Annotated in this window: 28 protein-coding genes; 10 read left to right on the top strand and 18 right to left on the bottom strand. The window is 54.1% G+C overall.

What is annotated here, in order from left to right; translation table 11 throughout:
- Window positions 1-8: 8 nt before the first annotated feature.
- Window positions 9-1,679: an NAD-dependent DNA ligase LigB gene (ligB, locus tag LA04_RS12510; protein WP_047651799.1), complete on the top strand. Its 1,671-nt coding sequence runs from the start codon at window positions 9-11 to the stop codon at window positions 1,677-1,679.
- 2 nt (window positions 1,680-1,681) lie between these two features.
- Here the strand turns inward: ligB and LA04_RS12505 are convergent, their stop codons facing one another.
- Together LA04_RS12505 and LA04_RS12500 are read right to left on the bottom strand one after the other, a co-directional pair.
- The gene (locus tag LA04_RS12505; protein WP_023334014.1) at window positions 1,682-2,299 is read right to left on the bottom strand and encodes a trimeric intracellular cation channel family protein; all 618 of its coding nucleotides are present in this window, start codon (window positions 2,297-2,299) and stop codon (window positions 1,682-1,684) included.
- A 205-nt stretch (window positions 2,300-2,504) separates the two neighbouring features.
- A complete protein-coding gene (locus LA04_RS12500; RefSeq protein WP_023309886.1) occupies window positions 2,505-3,368 on the bottom strand; it encodes a YicC/YloC family endoribonuclease in 864 nt (287 codons plus the stop codon).
- A gap of 125 nt (window positions 3,369-3,493) precedes the next feature.
- Here LA04_RS12500 and rph point away from each other — a divergent pair, with 125 nt between their 5' ends.
- Window positions 3,494-4,210 carry a ribonuclease PH gene (rph, locus tag LA04_RS12495; RefSeq protein ID WP_047651797.1) on the top strand — a complete coding sequence of 239 codons (717 nt, stop codon included), beginning with the start codon at window positions 3,494-3,496 and terminating at the stop codon, window positions 4,208-4,210.
- 67 nt (window positions 4,211-4,277) lie between these two features.
- A complete protein-coding gene (gene pyrE / locus LA04_RS12490) occupies window positions 4,278-4,919 on the top strand; it encodes an orotate phosphoribosyltransferase (RefSeq protein ID WP_010426430.1) in 642 nt (213 codons plus the stop codon).
- 40 nt (window positions 4,920-4,959) lie between these two features.
- On the opposite strand, the gene slmA is transcribed toward pyrE, so the two are convergent.
- From slmA to coaBC, 3 genes are all read right to left on the bottom strand, one after another.
- Complete coding sequence (gene slmA / locus LA04_RS12485) at window positions 4,960-5,556, bottom strand: nucleoid occlusion factor SlmA (RefSeq protein WP_010426428.1); 597 nt, start codon at window positions 5,554-5,556, stop codon at window positions 4,960-4,962.
- 120 nt (window positions 5,557-5,676) lie between these two features.
- Complete coding sequence (dut, locus tag LA04_RS12480; RefSeq protein WP_008502691.1) at window positions 5,677-6,135, bottom strand: dUTP diphosphatase; 459 nt, start codon at window positions 6,133-6,135, stop codon at window positions 5,677-5,679.
- Complete coding sequence (coaBC, locus tag LA04_RS12475) at window positions 6,113-7,324, bottom strand: bifunctional phosphopantothenoylcysteine decarboxylase/phosphopantothenate--cysteine ligase CoaBC (RefSeq protein WP_087823747.1); 1,212 nt, start codon at window positions 7,322-7,324, stop codon at window positions 6,113-6,115. The genes dut and coaBC overlap by 23 nt, the downstream gene beginning before the upstream one ends.
- Window positions 7,325-7,496: 172 nt before the next feature.
- Between coaBC and radC the strand changes: the two genes are divergently transcribed.
- From radC to mutM, 4 genes are all read left to right on the top strand, one after another.
- Entirely contained in the window at window positions 7,497-8,165 is a 669-nt protein-coding gene (gene radC / locus LA04_RS12470; protein ID WP_023309889.1) for a RadC family protein, read from the top strand.
- A 218-nt stretch (window positions 8,166-8,383) separates the two neighbouring features.
- Window positions 8,384-8,620: a 50S ribosomal protein L28 gene (rpmB, locus tag LA04_RS12465; protein ID WP_002436699.1), complete on the top strand. Its 237-nt coding sequence runs from the start codon at window positions 8,384-8,386 to the stop codon at window positions 8,618-8,620.
- A gap of 22 nt (window positions 8,621-8,642) precedes the next feature.
- Entirely contained in the window at window positions 8,643-8,810 is a 168-nt protein-coding gene (gene rpmG, locus LA04_RS12460; RefSeq protein ID WP_003024094.1) for a 50S ribosomal protein L33, read from the top strand.
- 72 nt (window positions 8,811-8,882) lie between these two features.
- A complete protein-coding gene (gene mutM / locus LA04_RS12455) occupies window positions 8,883-9,692 on the top strand; it encodes a bifunctional DNA-formamidopyrimidine glycosylase/DNA-(apurinic or apyrimidinic site) lyase (RefSeq protein WP_023309890.1) in 810 nt (269 codons plus the stop codon).
- A 2-nt stretch (window positions 9,693-9,694) separates the two neighbouring features.
- Here the strand turns inward: mutM and coaD are convergent, their stop codons facing one another.
- The 7 genes from coaD to rfaQ form a co-directional block, all read right to left on the bottom strand.
- Complete coding sequence (gene coaD, locus LA04_RS12450; RefSeq protein ID WP_047651796.1) at window positions 9,695-10,174, bottom strand: pantetheine-phosphate adenylyltransferase; 480 nt, start codon at window positions 10,172-10,174, stop codon at window positions 9,695-9,697.
- 3 nt (window positions 10,175-10,177) lie between these two features.
- Entirely contained in the window at window positions 10,178-10,948 is a 771-nt protein-coding gene (locus LA04_RS12445; protein ID WP_047651795.1) for a glycosyltransferase family 2 protein, read from the bottom strand.
- Window positions 10,948-12,222, bottom strand: a complete 1,275-nt coding sequence (gene waaA, locus LA04_RS12440) for a lipid IV(A) 3-deoxy-D-manno-octulosonic acid transferase (RefSeq protein WP_029740803.1) — start codon at window positions 12,220-12,222, stop codon at window positions 10,948-10,950. Before waaA ends, LA04_RS12445 begins: the two co-directional genes overlap by 1 nt.
- Before the next feature lie 65 nt (window positions 12,223-12,287).
- Window positions 12,288-13,277, bottom strand: coding sequence for a glycosyltransferase (locus LA04_RS12435; RefSeq protein ID WP_047651794.1), 990 nt, complete (start codon window positions 13,275-13,277; stop codon window positions 12,288-12,290).
- 11 nt (window positions 13,278-13,288) lie between these two features.
- Window positions 13,289-14,389 (bottom strand): glycosyltransferase, encoded by a 1,101-nt coding sequence (locus tag LA04_RS12430; protein ID WP_047651792.1) that lies wholly within the window; start codon window positions 14,387-14,389, stop codon window positions 13,289-13,291.
- A 2-nt stretch (window positions 14,390-14,391) separates the two neighbouring features.
- On the bottom strand, window positions 14,392-15,519 hold the full coding sequence (locus LA04_RS12425; RefSeq protein WP_047651791.1) for a glycosyltransferase family 4 protein: 1,128 nt from the start codon (window positions 15,517-15,519) through the stop codon (window positions 14,392-14,394).
- A complete protein-coding gene (gene rfaQ / locus LA04_RS12420; protein ID WP_081957696.1) occupies window positions 15,516-16,586 on the bottom strand; it encodes a putative lipopolysaccharide heptosyltransferase III in 1,071 nt (356 codons plus the stop codon). Before rfaQ ends, LA04_RS12425 begins: the two co-directional genes overlap by 4 nt.
- Window positions 16,587-16,736: 150 nt before the next feature.
- On the opposite strand from rfaQ, the gene LA04_RS12415 reads away from it, so the two are divergent.
- A complete protein-coding gene (locus LA04_RS12415) occupies window positions 16,737-17,693 on the top strand; it encodes a polysaccharide deacetylase family protein (protein WP_047651790.1) in 957 nt (318 codons plus the stop codon).
- A gap of 23 nt (window positions 17,694-17,716) precedes the next feature.
- Here the strand turns inward: LA04_RS12415 and LA04_RS12410 are convergent, their stop codons facing one another.
- Genes LA04_RS12410 through rfaD form a run of 6 tightly spaced genes read right to left on the bottom strand, consistent with a single transcriptional unit; the run spans window position 17,717 to window position 23,911 of the window.
- Window positions 17,717-18,928, bottom strand: a complete 1,212-nt coding sequence (locus LA04_RS12410; RefSeq protein WP_047651789.1) for an O-antigen ligase family protein — start codon at window positions 18,926-18,928, stop codon at window positions 17,717-17,719.
- Window positions 18,916-19,824, bottom strand: coding sequence for a glycosyltransferase family 2 protein (locus LA04_RS12405; RefSeq protein WP_047651787.1), 909 nt, complete (start codon window positions 19,822-19,824; stop codon window positions 18,916-18,918). The genes LA04_RS12410 and LA04_RS12405 overlap by 13 nt, the downstream gene beginning before the upstream one ends.
- Window positions 19,825-19,829: 5 nt before the next feature.
- A complete protein-coding gene (locus LA04_RS12400; RefSeq protein WP_047651786.1) occupies window positions 19,830-20,939 on the bottom strand; it encodes a glycosyltransferase family 9 protein in 1,110 nt (369 codons plus the stop codon).
- Window positions 20,940-20,942: 3 nt separating this feature from the next.
- Window positions 20,943-21,926 (bottom strand): lipopolysaccharide heptosyltransferase RfaC, encoded by a 984-nt coding sequence (gene rfaC, locus LA04_RS12395; protein ID WP_047651785.1) that lies wholly within the window; start codon window positions 21,924-21,926, stop codon window positions 20,943-20,945.
- A gap of 3 nt (window positions 21,927-21,929) precedes the next feature.
- On the bottom strand, window positions 21,930-22,976 hold the full coding sequence (gene rfaF, locus LA04_RS12390) for an ADP-heptose--LPS heptosyltransferase RfaF (RefSeq protein WP_047651784.1): 1,047 nt from the start codon (window positions 22,974-22,976) through the stop codon (window positions 21,930-21,932).
- 2 nt (window positions 22,977-22,978) lie between these two features.
- Window positions 22,979-23,911, bottom strand: a complete 933-nt coding sequence (gene rfaD / locus LA04_RS12385; RefSeq protein ID WP_008502707.1) for an ADP-glyceromanno-heptose 6-epimerase — start codon at window positions 23,909-23,911, stop codon at window positions 22,979-22,981.
- 215 nt (window positions 23,912-24,126) lie between these two features.
- Between rfaD and kbl the strand changes: the two genes are divergently transcribed.
- Window positions 24,127-25,323 carry a glycine C-acetyltransferase gene (gene kbl / locus LA04_RS12380; protein WP_047651783.1) on the top strand — a complete coding sequence of 399 codons (1,197 nt, stop codon included), beginning with the start codon at window positions 24,127-24,129 and terminating at the stop codon, window positions 25,321-25,323.
- Between the two features lie 9 nt (window positions 25,324-25,332).
- A complete protein-coding gene (gene tdh, locus LA04_RS12375; RefSeq protein ID WP_047651782.1) occupies window positions 25,333-26,361 on the top strand; it encodes an L-threonine 3-dehydrogenase in 1,029 nt (342 codons plus the stop codon).
- Window positions 26,362-26,366: the final 5 nt, after the last annotated feature.

The raw sequence follows: 26,366 nt of genomic DNA, 5'->3' as shown, positions 1-26,366 counted from the left end.
GGGTAGCGATGTGGCGATGGATAAGCGGGTTAATGCTGTTGTGGTGTGGCTATGGCGCGGCGGTGTGCCCGGTGTGGTCGCAGGCAAAAGCAGAAAAAGAGATGGCGTCGTTAAGCGCGCAAATCAAAGGCTGGGATGAGGCTTACTGGAAGCAGGGCGTGAGTGAAATCAGCGACGAGGCTTACGACCAGCTTCACGGGCGGTTAACACAGTGGCAGCGCTGTTTTGGCAGTGAGCCTTCAGAAGAGAAACTCCCGGCGCTGACGGGAAGCGTAAAACATCCCGTTGCCCACACGGGCGTGCATAAGGTGGCCAGCAAAGAGGAACTGAGGCAGTGGATGCGTGCCCGACAGCATCTGTGGCTGCAGCCGAAAGTTGACGGTGTGGCGGTGACGCTGGTCTATCGCAACGGAAAGTTAACTCAGGCTATCAGTCGCGGTGATGGCCTTAAAGGGGAAGACTGGACCGGGAAGGTACGTTTAATCCCGTCGGTTCCGCAAAATCTCACCGGTACGCTGGCGAATAGCGTCTTGCAGGGCGAGCTTTACTGGTTACGCGACAACCACATTCAGAGCCAGTTGGGCGGAATGAACGCTCGCGCAAAGGTAGCGGGGGCGATGATGCGGCAAAAGGATAACTCGCTATTGAGCAAGATCGGCGTATTTATCTGGGCCTGGCCGGACGGACCGAAAGATATGCGTACCTCTTTAGCTGAACTGTCTCAGGCCGGTTTTCCGTTGTCGGCACAGTACACGCTACCCGCCGATTCTGTCGATGCCGTCGAGAAGCAGCGCGCGGCCTGGCACGTGACCGCATTACCCTTTGCCACGGATGGCATTGTGGTGCGTTCGGAGGATGAACCTGCGGGCGAAGAGTGGTTACCGGGAGAAGGCCACTGGGTTGTCGCGTGGAAATATCCTCCCGCAGCCCAGGTCGCTGAGGTGAGTGATATTCATTTTTCCGTGGGGCGCACGGGCAAAATTTCCGTTGTAGCAGAGCTGGAACCCGTACAACTGGATGATAAACAGGTGCAGCGGGTGAGTCTGGGCTCGGTTGGGCGCTGGCAGAGTCTGGATATTGCTCCGGGGGATCAGATACAGATCAGCCTGGCCGGGCAGGGTATCCCCCGGTTTGATAAGGTGCTCTGGCGCGGAACGGACAGACATAAACCAGAGCCTCCGGCCTCGCGCTATCATGCTCTTAGCTGTTTCTATGCTTCGCCGGAGTGTATGGAGCAGTTCTATGCCCGGCTGACCTGGCTCAGTTCAAAGCAGGTATTCGATATTGAAGGAGTAGGCGAGTCAGGCTGGCGGACCCTCTGGCAGGCGCATCATTTTGAACATCTCTTTTCATGGCTGTTATTAACGCAGGCGCAGCTGCAGGCTACACCGGGTTTTTCCTCAGCACGCGGGCTGGCGCTCTGGCACCGATTTAATCTGGTGCGCGAGAAGCCGTTTATCCGCTGGCTCATGGCAATGGGTGTGCCATTGACCCAGGCTTCGCTGAAGGCGATGGGAGACATATCGTGGCAGAAGATGAGCGGGCGCAACGCAAAGGACTGGCAGACCCTGCCGGGAACAGGAGAGGAGAAAGCACGACAAATCGTTAACTGGATTCACGCGCCTCAGATTGATGTGCTGGCGAAATGGCTCGCTGAACAGCACATCAACGGGTTCTGAAGCTAGTGGGCGCTGTGTTTGTAATGAAAAACGGGCAGCCCGAGCTTCAGACGCAGCGCCAGCATGCGGGCCGTAAAGCCAAACAGCAGCGTCGAGATGACCACCACATCATGGTTTGAAACGTAATGCTGCAGAGCGATATAAAGTACTGCTGCCGCAAAGGAGATGCCGGCATACAGCTCTTTTTGAAAGACCAGGGGGATGCGTTTGCAGAACATATCGCGCAGCACACCGCCGAATACGCCCGTGACCACGGCGGCGATGGTGGCGATAACCGGTCCTTCCCCCATATCGAGCGCGATTTGCGCGCCGATGATCGAAAAGACAATCAGCCCCAGCGCATCAAGCACCAGGAACAGGCGGCGAAGATGGGGCATAACGGGCGCCACTATGGTGGTTAACACGGCGGCCGTTGCCACGATAATCACGTATTCAGGGTGTTTAACCCAGCCGAGCGGGTAATGGCCAAGCAGAATATCGCGCACGGAACCGCCACCCAGCGCGGTCGCCGTAGCAATAATGATCACGCCGAAGGTATCCATACGGCGACGTCCGGCGGCAAGTGCGCCGGTCATGGCTTCTGCGGTGATGCCAATGAGATAAAGGATGTGAAGCAGCATATACCCTCCGGTGTGAACGCGGGGCAGGTTAGCGATTTGTGCGCAAGATCACGATTGAGATTTTCTAAGGCGAGTCAGTTTGCCCTATAAATTTTTATCAAGTTATATTGAGCAGGCTTGATGAAAGGCGGTAAAGCGACAAAGTGGGCGTTGAGATGGATTAGAAATAGTAATGGGTGATGCATTCGACACCACCCGAAAGGCATTACTCGATGTTCTGGATCTGCTCGCGCATCTGTTCAATCAGCACTTTCAGCTCAATCGCTGAATTCGTCACTTCTGCATTGATCGATTTAGACGCCAGGGTGTTCGACTCGCGGTTGAACTCCTGCATCATAAAGTCCAGACGGCGGCCCACAGCTTCTTTCTTCTTCAGAATGTTGTAGGTTTCTTTAACGTGCGCTTCCAGACGGTCCAGCTCTTCAGCGACATCAATACGCTGCGCCATCAGCACTAGCTCTTGTTCCAGACGGGTGTTTTCCAGCTGAACTTCCGCTTCTTCCAGTTTGGCGACCAGGCGCTCGCGCTGCCATTGCAGCACTTCTGGCATATGGGTGCGGACTTTCGCTACTTCGGTGCTCACGCCTTCAAGGCGCTGCTCAATCATCGCTTTCAGCGCCTGGCCTTCGGTTTCACGGGCAACGATAAAGTCGTCCAGCGTGCCGTCGAGGGCTGCCAGGATTTCAGCGGCAATGGCATCCAGATCCTGCTCACCGGCCGCCATGACGCCAGGCCAGCGCAGAATATCAACCGGGTTAATTTCGCCTTCATCGCTCTGCATTTTGACCCAGTTCGCCGCATTCACGAGCTGTTTCGCCAGTTTTTCGTTGAGGATGAGCTCGCCCTGTGCGCTGGCATCAGGCTCAAAGCGCAGGTTACATTCCACTTTCCCGCGCGTCAGACGCGTACGGATACGTTCACGTACAACAGGCTCAAGGCTGCGGAACTGCTCCGGCATACGGAAATACGTTTCCAGGTAACGCTGGTTTACCGAGCGCATTTCCCATGTGGCGCTGCCCCAGCTACCCTTGATTTCACGCCGGGCGTAGGCGGTCATACTGCGGATCATAGACATTCCCGTTTTTAAAGGAGAGATGGGGGGATTATAGCTTTCGGGGGCTTCTCAGGATAGGAATAAGCGTCCTTTATCCGTATAATGCGCAGCCACATTCGTTTCAAGCCGGAGAATCCATCATGCGTCCATCAGGTCGTAGCGCCAACCAGGTGCGTCCCGTCACCCTGACCCGTAACTATACAAAACACGCTGAAGGCTCCGTGCTGGTTGAGTTTGGTGACACTAAAGTGCTGTGCACCGCCTCCATCGAAGAAGGCGTTCCGCGCTTCCTGAAAGGTCAGGGCCAGGGCTGGATCACCGCAGAATACGGCATGCTGCCGCGTGCGACCCATACCCGTAATGCTCGTGAAGCGGCAAAGGGTAAGCAGGGCGGTCGTACCATGGAGATTCAGCGTCTGATCGCGCGTGCGCTGCGCGCCGCCGTTGACCTGAAAATCCTCGGTGAATTCACCATCACGCTGGACTGCGACGTGATTCAGGCAGACGGCGGTACGCGTACGGCGTCGATTACCGGTGCCTGCGTGGCGCTGGCGGATGCCCTGAACAAGCTGGTTGCGGCCGGTAAGCTGAAAACCAACCCAATGAAAGGCATGGTTGCGGCGGTTTCTGTTGGTATCGTTAACGGCGAAGCGCTTTGCGATCTGGAATACGTTGAAGATTCCGCAGCCGAAACCGACATGAACGTGGTGATGACCGAAGACGGTCACATCATTGAGGTGCAGGGCACGGCGGAAGGCGAGCCGTTCACCCACGAAGAGCTTCTCTCCCTGCTGGCGTTGGCCCGAGGGGGAATCGAATCCATTGTAACGACGCAGAAAGCGGCGTTAGAAAATTGATTTTAAAGGCGACCAATGAGTCGCCTTTTTTTTGCCTGTAAGACAGAAAAACCAAAGGAGCAAATCCATGAAATCGTATCAGCGCCAGTTTATTGAGTTTGCGCTTAACAAGCAGGTACTTAAGTTTGGCGAATTTACGCTGAAATCCGGGCGTAAGAGTCCCTATTTCTTCAACGCCGGGCTGTTTAATACCGGGCGCGATCTGGCACTGTTAGGCCGTTTCTATGCCGAAGCGCTGGTGGATTCCGGGATTGATTTTGATCTGCTGTTTGGCCCGGCCTATAAAGGCATTCCAATTGCGACCACCACCGCGGTGGCGCTGGCGGAACACCATGACCGCGACGTGCCGTACTGCTTTAACCGCAAAGAAGCTAAAACCCATGGTGAAGGCGGGAATCTGGTCGGCAGCGCGCTGCAGGGCCGCGTCATGCTGGTCGATGACGTGATTACTGCGGGTACGGCGATCCGTGAATCGATGGAGATTATTCAGGCCAACGGTGCGACGCTTGCTGGCGTGCTGATTTCTTTGGATCGTCAGGAGCGTGGTCGCGGCGAAATTTCCGCTATTCAGGAAGTCGAACGCGATTACAGCTGTAAAGTGACGTCGATTATCACCCTGAAAGATCTGATTGCGTATCTGGAAGAGAAGCCTGAGATGGCGGACCATCTGGCAGCGGTACGTGCGTACCGGGAAGAGTTCGGGGTGTAATTAAATCGCCCGGTGGCGCTACGCTTACCGGGCTTACGGATTACTGCAACTGAGCAGCCACTAACGGCCAGCGGGCGTCAAAATCGTCCGTTGGACGATATTTGAATTCGCTACGCACAAAGCGGGAGAGCATCCCTTCACAAAACGCCAGTATCTGGCTCGCCAGCAGCGTTTCATCGATGGTGTAACCTTCGCCTTCACGCATTTTCTTTTCGCGCAGTACCTGGCGCAGCTGCGCTTCAATACGTTCGAAAAGCTGGTTAATGCGGCCCTGCAGTCTGTCCTGTTCAAACATCAGCGCGTGGCCGGTGAGAATGCGGGTTAAGCCCGGATTGCGTTCACCGAAGCCCAAAATTAACAGCACAATCAGACGCAGACGCGCGGTGGTGTCTTTTTCGTCTTTCAGAATCAGGTTGATGCGCGTAATCAGGCTGTCTTCAATAAACTCGATCAGGCTGTCGAACATCCGGGTCTTGCTCGGGAAATGACGGTACAGCGCCGCCTCAGACACGCCTACAGAGGCGGCCAGTTTAGCGGTGGTGATGCGTTGACTGCCATCGCTGGATTCAAGCATCAGAGCCAGAGATTGAAGTATTTCTTCGCGACGATTCCTTTTCGCGGTTTGTTTTTCTGCCATGTTACAAAATACCCCTGAAAATAAGCACTTGCCAGGCTGGCATCCACACAGCGACCGCAAACGGGCGTTTGCGGTTTGTTATTGCATTATGACGCTGTGAGATACGTGTCTTTCGGGCCGTTATTTGCGCCCGGAATGGCCGAAGCCGCCTTCGCCACGGTCGGTGGCGTCAAAGTCTGCCACCAGGTTAAATTCTGCCTGCACCACCGGTACAAAGACCATTTGTGCGATACGCTCGCCCGGTTCAATGGTGAAGCTGTCCTGACCGCGGTTCCAGACGGAAACCATCAGCTGACCCTGGTAGTCGGAGTCGATCAGGCCCACCAGGTTACCCAGCACAACGCCGTGCTTATGACCCAGACCAGAACGCGGCAGGATCACCGCTGCCAGAGACGGGTCAGCAATGTGAATTGCCAGGCCAGTTGGAACCAGGGTAGTGGCACCCGGAGCCAGTTCTACGGCGTCATCGAGACAGGCGCGCAGGTCAAGACCGGCAGAGCCGGAGGTGGCATAGGTTGGCAGCGGGAATTGCTCGCCAACACGCGGGTCCAGAATCTTAACGTCGATTTTTTTCATCATAACGGGTAACGATCTCGTCCAGTAATTGTTGGCCCAGGAGTTCCTTGCGCTCAAGCGGTAAGACTTTATCTCCATCCTGCCAGAAAAGGTGCAGTGCGTTGCTGTCGCTGTTAAATCCTTGTGTGGCCAGCGATACGTCGTTCGCGCAAATCAAATCGAGGTTTTTGCGGGTACGTTTTTGCCGGGCATATTCTTCCACATTATTCGTTTCTGCGGCAAACCCAACAACGTATGGACGATGGCTTTTTAGTGCGGCGACGCCGGCAACAATGTCCGGGTTTTTCACCATTTTCAGTGTTAATTCATCGCCTTGCTTTTTAATTTTAGCCTCGGCGATCGTTTCGGCACGATAGTCTGCGACGGCCGCACAGCCGATAAAAATCTGCTGGCTTTGCGCATGTGCCTGCACGGCGGCTTCCATCTCCAGCGCGGTGGTGACGTCGATTCGCTTCACAAACGCAGGGGTAGGCAGCGATACCGGGCCGCTCACCAGCGTGACGTTCGCGCCACGCCTTGCGGCGGCGGCGGCAATCGCAAAGCCCATTTTGCCGGAGCTGTGGTTGGTAATGTAGCGCACCGGATCCAGCGGCTCGCGCGTGGGGCCCGCGGTAATCATGATGTTGAGATGTTGCAGATCGTTGACAGGCGAAAAATGGGCAGCGGCCATATCAACAATCGTCAGCGGATCAAGCATGCGACCCGGGCCAACGTCGCCGCAGGCCTGGCTGCCGCTGTCCGGACCCCAGATAAGCAGGCCGCGTGAGGCCAGCGTCTCAAGATTGTGCTGGGTGGCCGCGTTACGGTACATCTGCTGGTTCATGGCAGGAACGACGGCAACTGGAGCTGGCGTGGCCAGACAAATGGTGGAGACCAGATCGTTTGCCATACCGGCCGCAACCCTAGCGATTAAATCAGCCGTGGCGGGGGCGAGGATAACCAGGTCTGCCCATTTACCCAGCTCAATATGGCCCATCGCGGCTTCGGCGGCCGGATCGAGCAGGCTGTCAGATACCGGGTATCCTGAAACGGCCTGCAGGCTCAGGGGAGTGATAAAGGCTTTACCGCCTTCGGTTATCGCGACCCGCACGTCAGCTCCGCGCTCGCGCAGACGACGCACCAGCTCCGGCGCTTTATAGGCGGCAATACCGCCGCTCACGCCAAGAACGATTTTTTTACCGGCCAGGCTCATCATGATTCTTTCCTGTTGGGTTTCACCAGAGAGCGGGCATTTTATCACAATCCCCAAAGTGGAGTGATTTTGTACTTCGTCCACTTTGCGAGGCGCTACGCAAGAACGCAATGTGGCCGTCGAGCGACGGATTGGCCTGTGGCAGCATGAGGTTAAAAAGGGGAGAAAGAGCATGGAAGAAGAGGATGAGGAGCTGCTGCCGCGCGAAAAACTGCTGCGCTATGGCGTCACCCTGTTAAAAGACGATGAACTGTTAGCGCTCTTTTTACGTACCGGAACGCCCGGAAAAACGGTATTTACGCTGGCAAAAGAGCTGATAGCACATTTCGGTTCGCTGTACGGTTTACTGACCGCCGATCTGGCGCAGTTTAAGCACGTTGAGGGGATTGGCGTTGCGAAATATGCCCAGCTGAGGGGCATTGCTGAACTTGCCCGCCGTTTTTACAATGTCCGCATGGAGAAGGAAGATCCGATCCTGACGCCAGAAATGACGCGCGAATTCCTGCAAAGCCAGTTAACCGATATTGAACGCGAGATCTTTATGGTGATCTTTGTCGATAACAGAAATCGGGTGCTGAAACATAGCTGTCTCTTTGCGGGCACGTTGAGCCACGTTGAGGTGCATCCGCGTGAAATTGTGCGGGAAGCGATAAAAGTGAATGCAGCGGGCGTGATCCTCGCGCATAATCACCCCTCTGGCTGTGCAGAACCGAGCAGAGCGGACAAAGAAATCACCGAACGCATTATCAAATGCTGTCAATTCATGGACATTCGTGTGCTGGACCATCTGATAATTGGCCGCGGTGAGTACATTTCTTTCGCAGAACATGGCTGGATTTAGGCTATTTCTCGCGATCCATCGGGATCTTTGTCTGTTCGGGACTTGAGCACACCGCCGAGTCAGCGTATACTACGCCACCTTTGAGAATCTCGGGTTTGGCATTTGGGCCTGGCAATCGAGAGTTCACTTAGAACTATGCGATGACCGGGCTGTAAAGCCTGACGAGGCGCCGATACCCCATACGAAGCTCGAGCTAATTTGATTTTTGGAGAATAGACATGTCCCGAGTCTGCCAAGTTACTGGCAAGCGTCCGGTGACCGGTAACAACCGTTCCCACGCACTGAACGCGACTAAACGCCGTTTCCTGCCGAACCTGCACTCTCACCGTTTCTGGGTTGAGAGCGAGAAGCGTTTTGTCACCCTGCGCGTATCTGCTAAAGGTATGCGTGTAATCGATAAGAAAGGCATCGATACAGTTCTGTCCGAACTGCGTGCCCGTGGCGAAAAGTACTAAGTACTTAAAGAGGAAATAAATCATGGCTAAAGGTATTCGCGAGAAAATCAAGCTGGTTTCTTCTGCTGGTACAGGTCACTTCTACACCACCACGAAGAACAAACGTACTAAGCCGGAAAAACTGGAACTGAAAAAATTCGATCCAGTTGTACGCCAGCACGTACTGTACAAAGAAGCTAAAATCAAATAATTTTAGTCTCCTTGTATCGAAAAACCCCGCAACTGCGGGGTTTTTTGCATTCTGTATCTCAACGGAGGAACCATGCCTGAATTACCTGAGGTAGAAACCAGCCGTCGCGGCATTGAGCCCCATCTGGTCGGCGCAACGATTCTTCACGCGGTGGTCCGCAATGGACGTCTGCGCTGGCCGGTGTCCGATGAGATCCATGCCCTGAGCGATAAACCCGTCCTTAGCGTACAGCGCCGCGCTAAATACCTGCTGCTGGAGCTGCCCGACGGCTGGATTATTATCCACCTGGGGATGTCCGGGAGCCTGCGCATTCTTACCGAAGAGTTGCCTGCGGAAAAGCACGACCACGTCGATTTGGTGATGAGCAACGGCAAAGTGCTCCGTTACACCGACCCACGGCGCTTTGGCGCGTGGCTGTGGACGAAGGAGCTGGAAGGGCACAACGTGCTGGCGCATCTGGGCCCGGAGCCGCTCTCAGACGCGTTTAACGCGGAATACCTCAAGGCGAAGTGTGCGAAGAAGAAAAGCCCGATTAAGCCCTGGCTGATGGATAACAAGCTGGTGGTCGGCGTGGGGAACATCTACGCCAGCGAATCGCTGTTTGCGGCCGGGATCCATCCCGATCGGCTGGCCTCTTCGCTGTCTGCGCAGGAGTGCGAGCTGCTGGTTCGAGTGATTAAAGCCGTATTACTTCGCTCGATTGAGCAGGGCGGGACAACGTTGAAGGACTTCCTGCAAAGTGACGGCAAGCCGGGCTATTTTGCCCAGGAGCTGCAGGTATATGGCCGTAAAGGCGAACCGTGCAGAGTCTGCGGCACGCCCGTTATTGCCACGAAGCACGCCCAGCGCGCCACGTTCTACTGCCGTCAGTGCCAGAAATAGGGTTACTTTAGCTTTTCCATCAGTGCATGGTGGACGTTAGTTGGCAGGAAATGGGTGACGTCGCCGTGATGACGCGCCACCTCTTTTACCAGCGTGGAAGAGATAAACGACCACTCTTTGGAGGGCATCAGGAACACGCTCTCCAGCTCCGGCATCAGGTGGCGGTTCATGTGCGCCAGCTGCATCTCATACTCGAAGTCTGCCACCGCGCGTAAACCGCGGATCAGAATATTGGCCTGCTGAGCGCGGGCGAAGTTAGCCATCAGGTCGCTAAACCCGACCACCTCAACATTCGGCAGATGCGAAATGGCATCGGTGGCGAGCTGTACGCGCTCGTTGAGGTCAAACATCGGCTTTTTGCTGGTGCTGGCGGCAATGGCCAGGATCACCTTGTCGAACATGCACGCCGCACGGGTGATGATATCAAGATGACCGTTGGTGATCGGATCGAAGGTACCCGGATAAATCGCTTTTGTGCTCATGGCTCACGTTTTCTCTGAGTAGCCGCGGCAGAGCGCCCACAGCTCGGTGTATTTGTTGAAAGTATACTGGGCATTCACTACCGCGAGTAACCAGCCCTGCTTACCGTCCAGGACGCCACCACGCAGCAGCAGCGTTTTCAGGAACGCGCCCAGCGTGTGGGTGAAGATACCCGTCAGAGAGGCCTTCTTGCCGCGCTGGTGACGCTCCTGCGCCCATGCGGTGGCATAGTTGAGCTGTTTACGCTGGAAGCTCGAGAAATCACGGCAGGTCAGGTGCAGCAAATCGCCGGTCAGGGGAATGACCTGGGCGCTATCGCAGCTCAGGGATTCATGCACCAGATTGTCGTTGTACTGATACCGCTCGCGCTCGTAGAGGCGCATGACGCGATCGGGATACCAGCCGCTGTGGCGCATAAAACGGCCAAGGAAGTAGTTGCGGCGGGCAATGCTGTATACGGCGCCAGGTTGAGGTGAGGAAAGCACCGCCTGAATGGCCTGCTGAAGTTCCGGCGTGATGCGTTCGTCAGTGTCGAGCATTAGCACATAATCGCCTGTGGCATATTCCTGCGCGCGCTGGCGCTGGATGCCATAACCTTGCCAGTCAGTGTTGGTATAGATTTTCGCGCCTGCAGCGCGGGCGACGTCCACCGTGTTGTCCGTGCTGCCGGAGTCAAGAATGACTATCTCGTCAGCCCAGGCAACCGACGCCAGGCAGTCCGGAAGCAGATCGGCGGCGTTTTTGGCGATCATGACGACCGACAGACGCGTTGACATCAGTGGCTCCGCTGGGGCAGATAAGGTTGCAGAAGCTGCAGCAGACGGGTCAGTGCGCCCTGGTTCTGGTGCAGCACTTCGACGGCATGACGCCCGTACCACAGGCGATAATCTTCGTCAGTCAGAAGGGTCGATACCTCTTTAACCACCGAATCCGCATCGGTCACGGTAATTAAACCATCGGCCTGCTGTAATTTCGCGCAGATGTCTTTGAAGTTAAACGTGTGCGGCCCCATCAGTACCGGAATGGCGTGGGCTGCCGGCTCCAGCGGGTTATGGCCTCCGCGTTCGACCAGGCTGCCACCGACAAAGGCGAGGTCAGCAATGCCGTACAGCAACATCAGCTCGCCCATCGTATCGCCAATCACCACCTGGGTGCTGCCGGAAGGGATTTCACCGCTACTGCGCAGCGTGAAGCTGAAGCCGCCTTTCTGAACCATTTCACGGGCATCTTTAAAACGCTCCGGATGGCGAGGCACGAGGATCAGCAGTAAATCAGGGAATTTTTCCAGCAGCTTGCGGTGAGCCTGCAGGATGATCTCTTCTTCGCCATCATGGGTACTGGTCGCAATCCAGACCTGACGACGCGGGGCCCACTGGCGACGCAGTGTGATGGCTCGGGCGGCGAGCTCAGGGGTAACGGAAATATCGAACTTCAGGCTGCCCGTTACCGCAAGCTGGTTGCGTTTCAGGCCCAGAGAGATAAAGCGCGCTGCATCTTCTTCGTTCTGCGCGGCAATCAGCGTGATTTTGCTCAGCAGGCGACGCATAAATTTACCCAGCTTGCCGTAACCTTTCGCCGAGCGCTCAGAGAGGCGCGCGTTGGCAATGACCAGCGGAATTTTACGGGCATGCAGAGCGGAAATCATGTTCGGCCACAGTTCGGTTTCCATCACGATCACCAGCTTCGGGCGCACGGTGTTGAGGAAACGATTCATGGCGCAGGGCAGATCGTAAGGCAGATAGACGTGCTGCACGTCTTTACCGAAAGCGGATAACGCGCGCTCCGAGCCGGTTGGCGTCATCGTCGTGACGGTGATTGGCAGCGAAGGGTAGCGGTGACGCAGGGCGCGAACCAGCGGGATCGCCGCCAGCGTTTCACCGACAGAAACGGAATGCAGCAAAATACCGTCCGGTACGACTTTATTGCGGCAGAAGCCATAGCGTTCAGCCCAGCGTTTACGATACGCAGGCGCTTTCCGGCTACGAAGCAACAGTCTCAGCCACACCAGTGGCTGAATGATGTAGAGCAGAGCGGTATACAACAATTCCAAGCGATTATCCGTTTTTTAGTTTCGGCGGGCAAATTCTAAGCATTTAGGCCAGGTAAAGCTATCTCTTATGCCAGATACCGTTTCAAACGGAAATAACGTCGACCCAGCCGCCAGCGCAGACGCGGGCTTTTTGCACTTTTCCAGATGAGTTTCCAGATGCCTGTTTCGAAGAACTCTTTAATAATCATTGATTTCTTCTTCTCATCCTTCATGTTGTCGAAGGTGTGAATAATGCCCAGTCCCTCTTTGGCAATTTGCCAGTGGCAGGCTGGGATCCCTTTCACTTTATCCGGGTAGCGCTGATTGATGGCGTCGAGCATCTGCAGGATTTTCATGTAGTGACGCGCGGAGCGAATCAGCGTGTCGTCATTGTCCGGCATATGGGACACCGATGCGGAGTGAATGTAGTAGTCGTAATAACGTTCACTGGTGTACTGAACCCGCTCTGCCGCAAGCAGTACTTCGGTGGTCCACGGAATATCCTGATGGCGCAGGCCGGGTTCGAAATGGAAACTGTGTTTACGGATAAAGTCGTGGCGATAGATGTTCAACCAGGTGACGTGAAGGAATTTACGCGAATCCAGCGCCATTTTTAACCACGCTGGGCCTGCCATGACGCCAGTCGAAGGCAGTTTGTCTTCAGGGAAGATCGGACGTGAAGGTTTCTTGTTGTTTTCCCAGACGTAGTTCCCGTTACAGGTGGCGACATCCAGATCCTGCGTGACGGCCATATCCAGCAGGCGCTGGTACATGCCGGGTTTAAAGACATCATCAATATCCGGGAAAGAGAGATATTGACCCGTCGCAACGGCCAGACCGGTGTTACGCGCGATGGATACGCCCTGGTTTTGCTGTTCTATGACCTGCATCTGCGGCAGTTTTTCTCGCCAGTTTTCGACGATCTCCATCGAGCGGTCAGTAGAGCCGTCATTGACAATGATGACTTCCATGCTGTCGATGCGTTGATTGACAAGGCAGGTAAAGAACTGATCCAGGAAAGCTTCACCGTTATAAACGGCAACCACCACGCTTAACAATGGGGCTGAATTTTGCATAAGAAACCTGATTATTTTTGATTGTCGACCAGAGCAATATATTGCTGGCAAATGGCATTGATACCGAACGACGCGATGGTTGCATCGCCAACGACCGGCGGGGCGGTATAAATATCCGCCAGCGTTTTTGCCAGTGACTCGTCATTTAACTCTGCCAGCCCGCGCGCTAAAGCGCCGGTGAGGATTTCGGCGGGGCCCCCGGGGCAATTTGTACTGACCGGTGGCGTCTGGCAGATAATGGCTTCGACCAGCACATTACCAAAACCTTCGCAGTCAGAACTTAACACTAAAAGGCGTGCCCCTTTAATCCAGGGATAGGGATTGGACTCGAACGGGCGGAAAACCGTTTTGTTTTCAATACCCAGCTCGGCAGCAAGCTGCTTGAGTTTTTGAATTTGAGCGTCAGATCCATTGCCCATCATGACCAGCGTTGTGTCAATTTTACTCAGGGCGAACGCACGTAAGAGTCGGTCGTGGCGTTTGTGCTCATGGAAGCGGCCAACATGAATAATGTAATCCTTTCCCTGCATCTCGAAGGGCGCATCCGCCAGACGCTGAATTTCAGGAATATCGAAAGGATTATGGATAACCGCTTTGCGTCGAAGATTGAGCGCCAGCGTCTCGGAAAGATCTTTCAACACGGCGCCTGAGACGGCAACAACGTTGCGGTTTTCGTAGGTATGACGGATTTTAAGATTTTTAAACCAGCGCGAAAGTCCGCTGCGATGGCGAAGATAGGAGAACGAGAACATGCCGTGCACGCAGAACCAGACTTTGTCACGTTCCAGCGCGCGGCAGTGCGCCACAATGCGGTCTGTTTTGTGCAGGTGAGAGAACACCACATCAAATTTGCCGCTGCGTTCAGCTCGCTCAATCGCCTGATCCAGCAGTTGGGCGCGGCGTGGGATCTCCGTCAGCTTTCGCCACGGTTTTTTACATGTGTCCTGGACAACCTGATAATCGATGCCTTCCGGGATGGCGTAGTCGCACACTTTCCGCAGAGAGAATAGAGAGACCTGATGCCCCATTTCTATTAATCCACGGGAGAGTGTAAGAACCGTTTTTTCGGCTCCTCCACCGGGTAAACCATCAATAATCATTAGGATGCGCATTTTTAATCCAGTAATTTTTGATAAAGCGTAATAAGCTGACTTGATAGTTTTTCGGGAGTGGCGTCTTTTACACGTTCACGTGCCGCTCGTCCCATATTGTTATTTTTTTCCAGTGAAGGAATGGCGGCTACCGCTTCCTTCAATGTACTGATATCAAGTGCGTCACAATAAAATCCGTTCTGGCCTTGTTGAATAAACTCTGCACCACCGCAACTCTCTGAAGTAATGACGGGCAAGCCGCAGGCCATCGCTTCAAGAATGACGTTAGGAAAGGGATCATACAGCGTTGGCAACAGTAAACCATCGGATAGCTGATAAAAAGGCAGAGTTTCTTTTTGCACCCCCAGGAAACGGATTTGCCCCTCGCAGCCTAACGAACGGGCGAGGTCGCGATAACGACGTTCTGCTTTATCTTGCCCAACCACAATCAGCCAGGCTGATGTTCCAGCAATAGCGCGTATGGCGCTGGCTAATCCTTTTCGTTCAAACCCTGAGCCTACGAAACAGAACACAACGGCATCGGCTGGCAAACCAAATTGCTGGCGCAGCATCGCACGCTGTGCCTCCTGGGCCGGAACGAAGCGGCTGGAATCAATAGAATTATAAATCACATGAATTTTATTTGCGTCAATATCAAAGTCTTCAACGATTTCGCGTTTGATCATTTCCGCATTACAGATTACGGCTTTTAACTCAGGCGCCTGATACATTTCCCGTTCCGCACGCATCACGTAGCGGTGATAGCGGTCATACATCAGCATTTGCGCACGCCAGGCAGGTAAAATGCGCGCGCGCTGCAGCAGCCAGCGACGATGCACCCCATCACCCGCGCGATAGATATCACAACCCGGGATGCGCTCATGGCTTTGAACAATATCAAACTGCTGTTGATGCCACAGCGCGCGCGCGGCCTGTGCAAATCCGCGTTCCCGACTGATGCGACCCCATTTTTGAGGGTTGCAAATGTGGATATGCCAGTCGTCTTGCTTCTCTCCCTGCCACTCACGCGTGATGACGTTGAGCTCAAGGTTCTGATTGCTGAGCGCGGTGAGAGCGCGCGAAACGAAGCGTTCCGCTCCGCCATCAGGGCGATATTTTTGGCGAACAATGGCCAGACGATGGTGTTTCATGACAGATATCTCCTTGCGGCGGAGACGACAGCATCAACAGGAATGGCATCGAGATAGCGTTCTTTCGTTTTAGTATCAATGGCATCCGGATCGGGTAGCGGGCCGTAATTGCCGGCCCAGATGACTTCACCGTTAACTTGCCATGGAGACCAAAACGTCAGTTTAGAAGGGCCAAACAGCGCCACGCAGGGCGTTTGCAGCGCGGCGGCCATATGCATTGGCACGGAGTCAACGCCGATAAAAAGACGCGCATGATCGATAAGTGAGGCCAGCTGGCGCAGCGTTAGCTGGCCCGCCAGCGAGACGACTCCCGTCTTTGGCGAGGCGGCGAGAATGCGATCGATCATCGCCAGCTCTTTTTTATCCGGCCCCGCGGTGAGCACAACTGTATGACCATCCTGCTGCAGTGCGGTAATGGTTTGCGCCATTTTGTCTTCGCTCCAGCATTTAAAGAACCAGCGGGACGTCGGCTGGATCACGATATAGCGCTCGCCTACACCCGACTGCATCAGTCTTTGACGGGCATGATCCCAGTCTTCCGCGGCGTAGGCCATGGTGACGGCAGGCTGTGGCGCGACCGGTAATGGCGCCAAAATGGAGAGATTTTGTTCGACCGTATGCAGGGATTTGTGGCCATCGACAGAGACCAGATCGGTATGGCAAAAACGCCAGAATGCACTTTTGCGTTTGTTAAATGCGAATCCGAGGCGAACGGGGGCACCGGTGAAACGGGTGACGATCGCGCTACGCCATTGATCGGCAAGGTTAATCACCAGATGATAATGCTGATTTCTTAACGCACACAGCAACTGCCACTCTTTTTGAAGATGCTTCAGCGTGCCCAGCTGTTTCCATTTGCGATCGATTCCATAAATTGTACCGATCGCTGGATGCGCGGCGAGCATATCGCGCGTTTCTTCATACAGCAGGACATCAATCTGCGCCTGCGGCCATTTTTGACGTAACGAATCAATGACGGGAGTGGTCAGCAACATGTCGCCATGATGGCGGAGTTTGATCAGTAAAATGCGCAAATCAGGTGTGTCAGGTAAGTTATTCATCATCATCTTATCGGCGTTGTACTGATGGCAATTCTAATAGACCTGATAGCGACTTGCACTCTTTCTCCATAATCTCAGTAATTTCCCCGGAAGGGTTTACTCATGCTTTGGAGAGTGCGTAACATAGCGCTAACTTTCCTGTCTTGCGGACTCACTATGAACAAACCAGCGTTTATCATCACAATTGATACTGAGGGCGATAATCTCTGGCAAAATCACCGCGTCATTAAAACGGAAAATGCGCGTTATCTGGCGCGTTTCCAGGCGCTTTGCGAGCGTTTCGGCTTTAAGCCCGTATGGCTGACCAATTACGAGATGGCGATCGAGCCCGTTTTCATCGAATTCGCCAGGGACGCGATCGCCCGCGGTCAGGGGGAGGTGGGAATGCACCTTCACGCATGGAATAGCCCGCCGGAACACGATCTCACGGGCGATGACTGGCGATGGCAGCCTTATCTGGTTGAATTTTCGGATGAGGTGATGCGAGAAAAAGTGCTGTTCATGACCCGCCTGCTGGAAGAGACCTTCCAGACCAAAATGTTAAGCCACCGTGCCGGACGTTGGGCATTTGACAGTCGCTACGCAAAATTGCTCGTTGAACTGGGCTACCAGGTTGATTGCTCCGTGACGCCACGCGTGAACTGGCGCAATGCGAAAGGCGCCCCGCAGGGTAATGGCGGAACGGATTATCAGTATTTCCCCGACCACGCCTATTTCATGGATTTAGATAATATTTCCCGGGCGGGCAATAGCCCATTACTCGAAGTGCCGATGAGCATTCAGTATAAACACCCGGCGTGGTTGAACACGATCAAACAGGGTTACGACAGGCTTCGCGGTAAATACCGCTCACCCTCCGTCAACTGGCTAAGACCGTCCGGTGGGAATGCGGCGCAAATGATTCAGGTCGCACAGCAATGCCTGTCGCAGGGAAATGAGTACGTGGAGTTTATGCTTCATTCGTCGGAATTTATGCCTGGCGGAAGCCCGACGTTTAAAGATGAGGCGGCGATTGAAGGGTTGTATCAGGATTTAGAAGCGCTCTTTAGCTGGTTATCCGACAAGACGGTCGGGATGACGCTGGCGGAGTTTTATCAGTACAAGAAAAAATAATGCCCGCCTGGCGGGCATTATCATTAGCGTTGCCTGGTTTGCGAAAAAGGTGTACTCAGCGCAAATACGGTGACAAAGAAGATTACGGCCTCTGAACTCAATAGTAGGACGTCCGTCAGGCCATAGAGTAATAAAAGAAGCATGGTCGTCAGCAGCAGGCCATTCCTGTTTTTAAGGGCGTAAACGATCATCGATATATAGAAAAAGAATAATATCACCAACCCGGGGATCCCCTGCAGAGAATATTTTTCAATAAACTCATTGTGCAGATGCACCCTGATAAACTCGAGTGCAGCCGCGAGGTGTGGGTGCCCATCTTTCACATATTGCTGTGTCCATATTTCGCGGTCTTCAACTGACTGCCCTAAAGGATGGGCCAGCCCGTTTTGAACGCCAACACTCCACATAGAAAAACGTGCGCCGAGCGAGGTTGCATCATTCCCTTTTTGATAACTTTCAACTTCAGCTTGTGTTTGTTGTAACTTGGGTAAGATTAATGGCTTGTAGCTAACGATAACAATACCCGCCACAATACATAAGAAAATCAACGTAGATTTAAGGTGGATTCTTCTGAAATGGTAAAGCGTGAGTACAATCGCCAGGATCAAATATAATCCCATTGCGGCACGCGTGCCCGTTAACAGAATAACGAAATAAGATATTAAGATGATGAGTCCTGCGGCAACATACAGTTTTATATTTTTCTGTAGATAAAGGCTATATACAAACGCTAGTGAGAGTACAGAGTAAACATAGGCCGACACGGTCGCACGGTTTATGGCCATTTCAATACGCCCCATACCCTGTGAAGCCTGCCATAAGCCATAGCCAGTGGCAAGTATAAACCCTGCACCAGAGGCGTATAAGAAGTATCTCTGGAAGGATGCTTTATCAATATAAGACTTAAACCGGTCAAGATAGAAAATGAGGACGCTCGCCAGAATCAACTTTTTACTTGCACCGAGATAATCGCTATAAACGTTCAGACCTTCGCTGTGATATTCATACACCAGATACCAGCCAAAATTGAGCAACCCAATTAGTAGAATCGGTAAGGCGATAGAAAAAGGACGCACTGTGATTTTTTTATATTCGCAAGCTAAACCGATAATACTGGCATAAATTGCAATATAGAAAAACTCTCGCTGCTTACCAGAGCTCAGCAGTGCCAGCGCGAGAGAAATAAGGCTCATAATCAGCGTAAGCTGATAAAGCCGCAGTTTTACTTTTTCCATAATGCCTCAATGACCCTTTTTTTGTAGCTGAAACGTACATCTCTTGAGAAGAAGAAAGAGAGAGAATAAAGTGCATTGACCCGCTGTTTGACCAGTTTGAGTTGCAGGTCAGTCAGATGCTGCCGGTGGTTACGGTAGATATTAAACCAGTGACAATTAACAAGATGCTGGAAAGAACGAGGGAATGTTTTTTCCATCTGTAATGTGCATTCAACCAGCGTAGCGATTTTAGTGGCGTCGAGACGGCTCGACAAACTGTCGTTACGTTTGATGTAATAATAGTGTCCCTGACGCTGATAAACGATTTTACTCGATTGCATCAGCATGCCGGGAAATACGGCGAAATCTTCATAGCAAACCATCGAAGGAATCTGGTTATTTACATACAATTTCCGATGAATGAATTGCCCGATGAGATGTGCCTGAAAATCTTTGTGCTGCAGGAATCGCTTTATTGCCTCATGCTGTGACAAAGCAACAGGAGAGAACCCCTGCCACTCGGCTGTAATTTTTTTTGTTTCGCGAATTTCCAGCAGGCGCGTCAGGAGCATATCAGGGCGCTCTGTTTTGAGAAACGCCACGGCGTCCCTGATGCTGCCTGGTTTCAATCGGTCATCGCTATCCAGCATGGTAATGTATTCGCCTGAGGCCAGTGAGAGGGCACTGTTTCGAACATGACCGACGTTACGGTACTCAACGTATCGGGATTGCGCATTCGGAAACGCTGGCAGCCACGCCTCGATAATATCCTGTGTAGAGTCGCTGGAACTGTCGTTAAAGATAATGATCTCTACATCATCCCCCGCACCCTCAATCGCGTTTTGCAGGCTTTCTAGCGTAGTGTGAAGCGTATCTTTGGCGTTATGCGCGGCAATAATGATGCTTAGAAAAGCCATAATAATTAGTTTCCCTGAGCATCAAAGGAGTATGCGTCTGTATTAATTGTGGGTAACCCGCAAATGAAGTGTTTGAGTTCACGTAGCGCTTCGTCTGTTACAGCGAAGAGTTCTTCCCGGCTCTGTGAGAAGTAATATCGTGTTTCAAAAACATATGAGCAAATGTTGTCATCATTACCAGTCAGCAATACGTTGCCCAGCGGACGCTGTTCATAGTGGCAACAAGGCCCGAACAGTAAGATTACCGGCACGCCTACCGCATCGGCAATGTAGACATTCCCCGAGTCAGACGCGATATAGCAATCCATTTTAGAAATGGCCCACGGCAGCTCTTCGAGTGAGATTTTGCCAATCAGATTAATAAAGTTGGGCAGTTCACCGTAAGCGCGGGTGATGTCATCCATCCACGATTGTTCATTCGGGGCGCCAAACACATAAAATTCGCAAGGCAGGTCGGCGAGACGATCGGCAATTTGCTTCCAGATGACCGGCGGAACGGTTTTCGCTTTATTCCCGGCGGCTACGCTGATGCCAATGCGGATCACGCCGGGTTTATCGAGGATTGCCGGATAGGTCGCCGGTTTGAAAAGCGGCTTTGTGGCGTGCTTTGGCGAGTCTTTCCAGGTTAAGGTGCGATCGGCCAGTTTGAGATAGTTCGTGACCGACAGCGTCTTTCTACCGTGTTCAACAGTGCCGTCTGCCGTTGCAAAGAAAATACCATGATACCATCTGCGCGTGTAAGTGCTTAAAAACTGTTTGTTTTTAGCGTTACATACGGAGGCGAAAAAGAGGTTCACGCTGTTGGGTTGCAGGAGATAGACATTGTCATAGCGGTTCATGATCCGGCAGGCAAAGACCAGCTTTCGCCACAGGTTACGCTTATGCTGCTCGATAAAAAAAATCTTATCGATCGTCTCATCATGCTTCGCCAGCGCACCCACGCTACGGCTGATGAGCACGTCGCTTTTTTGCAGGTACGCCAGAAGGGGCGTTGCATTAACAAAATCGCCGATTTTTGCTGTCTGAATGACCAGGTTTTTACCCGTCTCTTTGCGGAACAGCTTCCGGATAAGCTTCACCGGAAAAAGTAAAATCAGCAGAAATACGTAACTCATGCGTTAGATATCCCTGTTGGAAAGCCAACGGCTGCCCTGTAAAAAAGAAAAAATAGCATCTGCGCTGATATCCTTCGTTTGCTGGGTCGGGCTGACCATCTGATGCTGGTTTTTACCGTAACCCCCGATCAATCCAGGATCGGTCGGACCAAAAATCGTAATATTCGGACGATCCAGCGCCGCGGTTAAATGGCTTAAGCCGGTATCAACGGAAACAACAGCATTCGCTCCCGCCAGCTGTGCTGCAACCTGTGCCAGCGTGAGTTTCGGCAATACCTCGACGTGCGAAAAGCCTGCTGCCAGACGCTCTGCACGCTGCCGCTCATGTTCAGCGCCCCAGGGCAGTTTAATATGGATGCCGGTAGGTTGCATTAGTTCAATCAGGCTTCGCCAGTGCGTTTCCGGCCAGTGTTTATCGTCGCGCGTTGTGGCATGCAGGAAGACAAGATAAGGCTGAACACAGGGATCTGTATTGCGCAAAAAGTGCTGCGCAATGGCATAGTCGCCCTGGGTTTCCGGTTTCGCATAGTCCAGGCTTTTTGCAAACAGCTCGCGGGTACGTTCAACGGCATGCTGTTGCTTTGCGATGTGGTGGCGGCGATTATAGAACAGGCTCGCCAGCGGTTCGCGGGCGGTATGCCAGTCCATGCCGTGCTTTACGCCATGTGCCAGACGCGTCACCAGCGCGGCGCTTTTCACCAGCCCCTGGGCGTCGATGATGGCGTCGTAATGCTGTGCCCGCACCGCCTCACGGAAGGCTTTGCGTTCGGCTTTAATCGGCGCGGATAACCACGCTTTGCGCCAGCGGCGAATCGCCACCGGGATCACGCGGTCAACCGCTTCATGCCAGGTGGGGATCTGCGCGAAGCCCTCTTCCACTACCCAGTCAAAACGAATGCCGGGAATGGCCCGCATGGCGTCCGTCAGTGACGGGAGCGTATGCAGAACATCGCCCATCGAAGAGGTTTTAACGATCAATACCCGCATTCGTTATCCTTCTTCGCTCAACAGCAGTTCGTTAAGCTCTTCGAGAACGCGCTCTGGCGTAATGTCGATCAGGCTCTGATGGTAGCCTTCTGCGGCGTCGCCCTTGCGTACTTTGTGATAGCCGGTGATCAGGCGGATGACGCGCGCTTTATGAGAAAGCGGGGGCGTGAAGTCCGGGCTACTTGGGCCATACAGCGCCACCAACGGGCGGTTGAGCGCGGCGGCGACGTGCATCAGGCCCGAATCGTTGCTGACCACGGCCTTACAGGCGGCAATCAGAATAACCGCCTGTTCAAGCTGCGTTTCTCCCGCCAGGTTGCGGCACCAGGCCTGCTGTTCATTACTGAGCGTCGCGAGAATTTCGTTGCCTGCCTCGTGGTCCTTTGCCGAACCGAACAGGACAATCTGGTAGCCTTCGTCAATCAGCTGTTTCGCCAGCTCCGCATAGTGATAGTGCGGCCAGCGTTTTGCCGGGCCGAACTCGGCGCCGGGGCAGAAACCTATCATCGGGCGTTCAGACGATAGACCAAACGCGTTACAGGTCTGGGATTTTTCACCGTCGTTGACCTGAAGCTGTGGCCAGAGCAGCGGCTGCGGCAGGTCTTTCGCACTGCGCATCACGCCTTTATCGTAGGCCAGCGCCACATAGCGCTCCACCATCAGCGGCCAGGCCTCTTTATCCAACACCCGCGCGTCGTTCAGCAGGCCGTAGCGCATTTCACCCCGCCAGCCGGTGCGATGTGGAATGCCCGCAAAAAAAGGCACCAGGGCGGATTTAAAGGAGTTTGGCAGGATATACGCCCGATCGTAGCGCTTCTCGCGCAGGCTATGGCCGAGCTTGCGGCGTTCGCCGATTTCCAGCGCCCCGTGGCCAAGCGGCATCGGGATGGCTTCATTCACTTCCGGCATACGCGACAACAACGGACGGCACCACGCGGGTGCCATCACGTCGATTATCGCCTGGGGATAACGCGCCTTGAGCGTGCGATAGAGACTTTGCGACATCATCATGTCGCCCACCCATGACGGGCCGATCACCAGAATCTTCATACTTATGCGTCGCGGTTCAGCCAGGCCATATATTCCGTTACGCCTTCGGCAACGGTCTTGAACGGCTTGTCGTAGCCTGCGGCGCGCAGGTTGGTCAGGTCAGCCTGGGTGAACGCCTGGTAACGGCCTTTCAGCTTATCAGGGAACGGGATGTACTCAATGCTGCCTTTTTTGTGATACGCCAGCGTTGCGTCAGCCACCGCCTGGAAGGACTCCGCGCGGCCGGTACCCAGGTTGAAGATGCCGGATACGCCGTTTTCCCAGAACCACAGGTTCACTGCGGCCACGTCGCCCACGTAGACGAAGTCACGCTTAAAGCCGTCGCTGCCTTCGAACAGTTTCGGGCTTTCGCCGTTATTCAGCTGGGTGTTCAGGTGGAACGCCACGCTCGCCATGCTGCCTTTGTGGCCTTCGCGCGGTCCGTAGACGTTGAAATAACGGAAGCCGACGATCTGCGAGTTCGCTTCTGGCAGCACCTGACGCACGTACTCGTCGAACAGGAATTTGGAGTAACCGTAGACGTTCAGCGGCTGCTCATACTCGCGGGACTCGATAAAGTCCGAGGTGCGGCCGCCGTAGGTTGCCGCGGAGGAGGCGTACAGGAACGGAATTTCACGCTCCAGGCAGTAGTGCAGGATCTCTTTGGAGTACTGATAGTTGTTGTCCATCATGTACTTACCGTCCCACTCGGTGGTGGAAGAGCACGCACCTTCGTGGAAGATGGCTTCGATCTCGCCGAACTCTTCGCCTGCCATAATCTGGATAAGGAAGTCTTCTTTATCCATGTAGTCAGCGATGTTCAGATCCACCAGGTTGACGAACTTGGTGCCGTCTTTCAGGTTGTCAACCACCAGGATGTCGGTGATGCCTTTGTCATTGAGAGCCTTAACAATATTGCTGCCGATAAAGCCCGCGCCGCCGGTAACGATGATCATAACTGTAACCTTTGAAGTGTGGAGCCCGGGGACAATCCCGGACGCTAATGTCTCTATCATATCATTAGTATGGCTGCCCTTCAGCCATTCACCTTCACAGCGCAGGGGTACGCGTGATTTATGCTGCAAAAACGACAAGAGATGACGTGTCATCTCGTCATGAACTATAGGTTTGGGTAATATGTCCCGAAATTTGCCGAGTCTGGAGAATTGCAATGCGTGGTGATTTTTACAAACAGTTAAACAGCGACCTCAACACCGCACGTGCGGAAGGGTTGTTCAAGGAAGAGCGTATTATCACGTCTGCCCAGCAGGCGGACATCACCGTTGCCGACGGCAGCCATGTGATCAACTTTTGTGCGAACAACTACTTAGGTCTTGCGAATCACCCTGAGCTGATTGCCGCTGCAAAAAACGGCATGGACACCCACGGTTTCGGCATGGCCTCCGTACGCTTTATCTGCGGTACGCAGGACAGCCACAAGCAGCTTGAGCAAAAGCTGGCGAGCTTCCTCGGAATGGAAGACGCGATTCTGTATTCCTCCTGCTTCGACGCCAACGGCGGTCTGTTTGAGACCCTGCTTGGCGCAGAAGATGCGATTATCTCCGACGCCCTGAACCACGCCTCCATCATCGACGGCGTACGCCTGTGTAAAGCGAAGCGTTTCCGCTACGCCAACAACGACATGGTCGAGCTGGAAGCCCGCCTGAAAGAGGCGCGTGAAGCTGGCGCTCGCCACGTGCTGATCGCCACCGACGGCGTGTTCTCCATGGACGGCGTGATCGCCAACCTGAAGGGCGTGTGCGACCTGGCGGATAAATACGACGCGCTGGTGATGGTCGATGACTCTCACGCGGTCGGTTTTGTCGGCGAAAACGGCCGCGGTTCCCACGAATACTGTGACGTGATGGGCCGCGTGGATATCATCACCGGTACGCTGGGCAAAGCGCTCGGCGGTGCGTCCGGCGGCTATACCGCCGCGCGTAAAGAGGTGGTCGAGTGGCTGCGCCAGCGCTCCCGTCCGTATCTGTTCTCCAACTCTCTGGCGCCGGCCATTGTTGCCGCCTCCATCAAGGTACTGGAGATGGTGGAGTTCGGCGCTGAGCTGCGTGACCGCCTGTGGTCCAACGCCCGCCTGTTCCGTGAAAAAATGAGCGCCGCAGGGTTTACCTTGGCCGGTGCTGACCACGCGATCATTCCGGTGATGCTGGGTGATGCGGTCGTCGCGCAGCAATTTGCCCGCGAACTGCAGAAAGAAGGGATTTACGTCACCGGGTTCTTCTTCCCGGTGGTGCCAAAAGGTCAGGCGCGTATCCGCACCCAGATGTCTGCGGCGCATACGCCTGAACAAATTGAACGTGCGGTGGAAGCCTTTACCCGCATCGGCAAACAGCTGGGCGTAATTGCCTGAGGACGTGTGATGAAAGCGTTATCCAAACTGAAAGCGGAAGAAGGGATTTGGATGACCGACGTGCCGGAGCCGGAAGTCGGTCATAACGATCTGCTGATCAAAATTCGTAAAACCGCCATCTGCGGTACTGACGTTCACATCTACAACTGGGACCAGTGGTCGCAGAAAACCATTCCGGTACCGATGGTTGTCGGTCACGAATATGTCGGCGAAGTGGTGGGTATCGGCCAGGAAGTGAAAGGCTTCCAGATTGGTGACCGCGTCTCCGGTGAAGGCCATATTACCTGCGGCCACTGCCGTAACTGCCGCGGCGGGCGTACGCACCTGTGCCGTAATACCATTGGCGTGGGCGTAAACCGTCCGGGCTGCTTCGCGGAATACCTGGTGATCCCGGCGTTTAACGCGTTCAAAATCCCGGACAATATCTCTGACGATCTGGCCTCCATCTTCGACCCGTTCGGTAACGCGGTGCACACGGCGCTCTCCTTCGACCTGGTCGGTGAAGACGTGCTGGTCTCCGGCGCGGGCCCAATCGGCATTATGGCGGCAGCCGTGGCGAAGCACGTGGGCGCGCGCAACGTTGTGATCACCGACGTGAACGAATACCGTCTGTCGCTGGCGCGCAAAATGGGCGTCACCCGCGCGGTGGATGTCTCGAAAGAAAGCCTGACCGAAGTGATGGAAGAGCTGGGCATGACCGAAGGCTTTGACGTGGGTCTGGAGATGTCCGGCGCGCCACCGGCGTTCCGCACCATGCTCGACACCATGAACCACGGTGGCCGTATCGCGATGCTGGGTATTCCGCCGTCAGATATGTCTATCGACTGGAACAAGGTCATCTTCAAGGGGCTGTTCATCAAGGGCATCTATGGCCGCGAGATGTTCGAGACCTGGTACAAGATGGCGGCGCTGATCCAGTCCGGTCTGGATCTGTCCCCGATTATTACTCACCGCTTCTCCATCGATGAGTTCCAGCAGGGCTTCGACGCGATGCGTTCCGGCCAGTCAGGGAAAGTGATCCTGAGCTGGGATAAGTAATCAAA

The sequence above is a fragment of the Enterobacter sp. UCD-UG_FMILLET genome, from assembly GCF_000762975.1.
Classification (GTDB): Bacteria; Pseudomonadota; Gammaproteobacteria; order Enterobacterales; family Enterobacteriaceae; genus Enterobacter; species Enterobacter dykesii.
This window is presented reverse-complemented; position numbering and strand designations above follow the sequence as displayed.

What these genes read in the sequence shown, in the direction of transcription:
- radC (WP_023309889.1), top strand. Translation starts at nt 7,497, where the DNA reads ATGGAAGAAGAGGATGAGGAGCTGCTGCCGCGCGAAAAACTGCTGCGC.
- LA04_RS12430 (WP_047651792.1), bottom strand. Translation starts at nt 14,389, where the DNA reads ATGCGCATCCTAATGATTATTGATGGTTTACCCGGTGGAGGAGCCGAA.
- LA04_RS12400 (WP_047651786.1), bottom strand. Translation starts at nt 20,939, where the DNA reads ATGAGTTACGTATTTCTGCTGATTTTACTTTTTCCGGTGAAGCTTATC.
- rph (WP_047651797.1), top strand. Translation starts at nt 3,494, where the DNA reads ATGCGTCCATCAGGTCGTAGCGCCAACCAGGTGCGTCCCGTCACCCTG.
- LA04_RS12500 (WP_023309886.1), bottom strand. Translation starts at nt 3,368, where the DNA reads ATGATCCGCAGTATGACCGCCTACGCCCGGCGTGAAATCAAGGGTAGC.
- rfaD (WP_008502707.1), bottom strand. Translation starts at nt 23,911, where the DNA reads ATGATCATCGTTACCGGCGGCGCGGGCTTTATCGGCAGCAATATTGTT.
- LA04_RS12435 (WP_047651794.1), bottom strand. Translation starts at nt 13,277, where the DNA reads ATGCAAAATTCAGCCCCATTGTTAAGCGTGGTGGTTGCCGTTTATAAC.
- rpmG (WP_003024094.1), top strand. Translation starts at nt 8,643, where the DNA reads ATGGCTAAAGGTATTCGCGAGAAAATCAAGCTGGTTTCTTCTGCTGGT.
- coaBC (WP_087823747.1), bottom strand. Translation starts at nt 7,324, where the DNA reads ATGAGCCTGGCCGGTAAAAAAATCGTTCTTGGCGTGAGCGGCGGTATT.
- LA04_RS12425 (WP_047651791.1), bottom strand. Translation starts at nt 15,519, where the DNA reads ATGAAACACCATCGTCTGGCCATTGTTCGCCAAAAATATCGCCCTGAT.
- rpmB (WP_002436699.1), top strand. Translation starts at nt 8,384, where the DNA reads ATGTCCCGAGTCTGCCAAGTTACTGGCAAGCGTCCGGTGACCGGTAAC.
- kbl (WP_047651783.1), top strand. Translation starts at nt 24,127, where the DNA reads ATGCGTGGTGATTTTTACAAACAGTTAAACAGCGACCTCAACACCGCA.
- coaD (WP_047651796.1), bottom strand. Translation starts at nt 10,174, where the DNA reads ATGAGCACAAAAGCGATTTATCCGGGTACCTTCGATCCGATCACCAAC.
- rfaF (WP_047651784.1), bottom strand. Translation starts at nt 22,976, where the DNA reads ATGAAGATTCTGGTGATCGGCCCGTCATGGGTGGGCGACATGATGATG.
- LA04_RS12505 (WP_023334014.1), bottom strand. Translation starts at nt 2,299, where the DNA reads ATGCTGCTTCACATCCTTTATCTCATTGGCATCACCGCAGAAGCCATG.
- LA04_RS12410 (WP_047651789.1), bottom strand. Translation starts at nt 18,928, where the DNA reads ATGGAAAAAGTAAAACTGCGGCTTTATCAGCTTACGCTGATTATGAGC.
- tdh (WP_047651782.1), top strand. Translation starts at nt 25,333, where the DNA reads ATGAAAGCGTTATCCAAACTGAAAGCGGAAGAAGGGATTTGGATGACC.
- mutM (WP_023309890.1), top strand. Translation starts at nt 8,883, where the DNA reads ATGCCTGAATTACCTGAGGTAGAAACCAGCCGTCGCGGCATTGAGCCC.
- rfaQ (WP_081957696.1), bottom strand. Translation starts at nt 16,586, where the DNA reads ATGATGATGAATAACTTACCTGACACACCTGATTTGCGCATTTTACTG.
- LA04_RS12445 (WP_047651795.1), bottom strand. Translation starts at nt 10,948, where the DNA reads ATGTCAACGCGTCTGTCGGTCGTCATGATCGCCAAAAACGCCGCCGAT.
- LA04_RS12415 (WP_047651790.1), top strand. Translation starts at nt 16,737, where the DNA reads ATGAACAAACCAGCGTTTATCATCACAATTGATACTGAGGGCGATAAT.
- dut (WP_008502691.1), bottom strand. Translation starts at nt 6,135, where the DNA reads ATGATGAAAAAAATCGACGTTAAGATTCTGGACCCGCGTGTTGGCGAG.
- pyrE (WP_010426430.1), top strand. Translation starts at nt 4,278, where the DNA reads ATGAAATCGTATCAGCGCCAGTTTATTGAGTTTGCGCTTAACAAGCAG.
- slmA (WP_010426428.1), bottom strand. Translation starts at nt 5,556, where the DNA reads ATGGCAGAAAAACAAACCGCGAAAAGGAATCGTCGCGAAGAAATACTT.
- LA04_RS12405 (WP_047651787.1), bottom strand. Translation starts at nt 19,824, where the DNA reads ATGGCTTTTCTAAGCATCATTATTGCCGCGCATAACGCCAAAGATACG.
- ligB (WP_047651799.1), top strand. Translation starts at nt 9, where the DNA reads ATGTGGCGATGGATAAGCGGGTTAATGCTGTTGTGGTGTGGCTATGGC.
- rfaC (WP_047651785.1), bottom strand. Translation starts at nt 21,926, where the DNA reads ATGCGGGTATTGATCGTTAAAACCTCTTCGATGGGCGATGTTCTGCAT.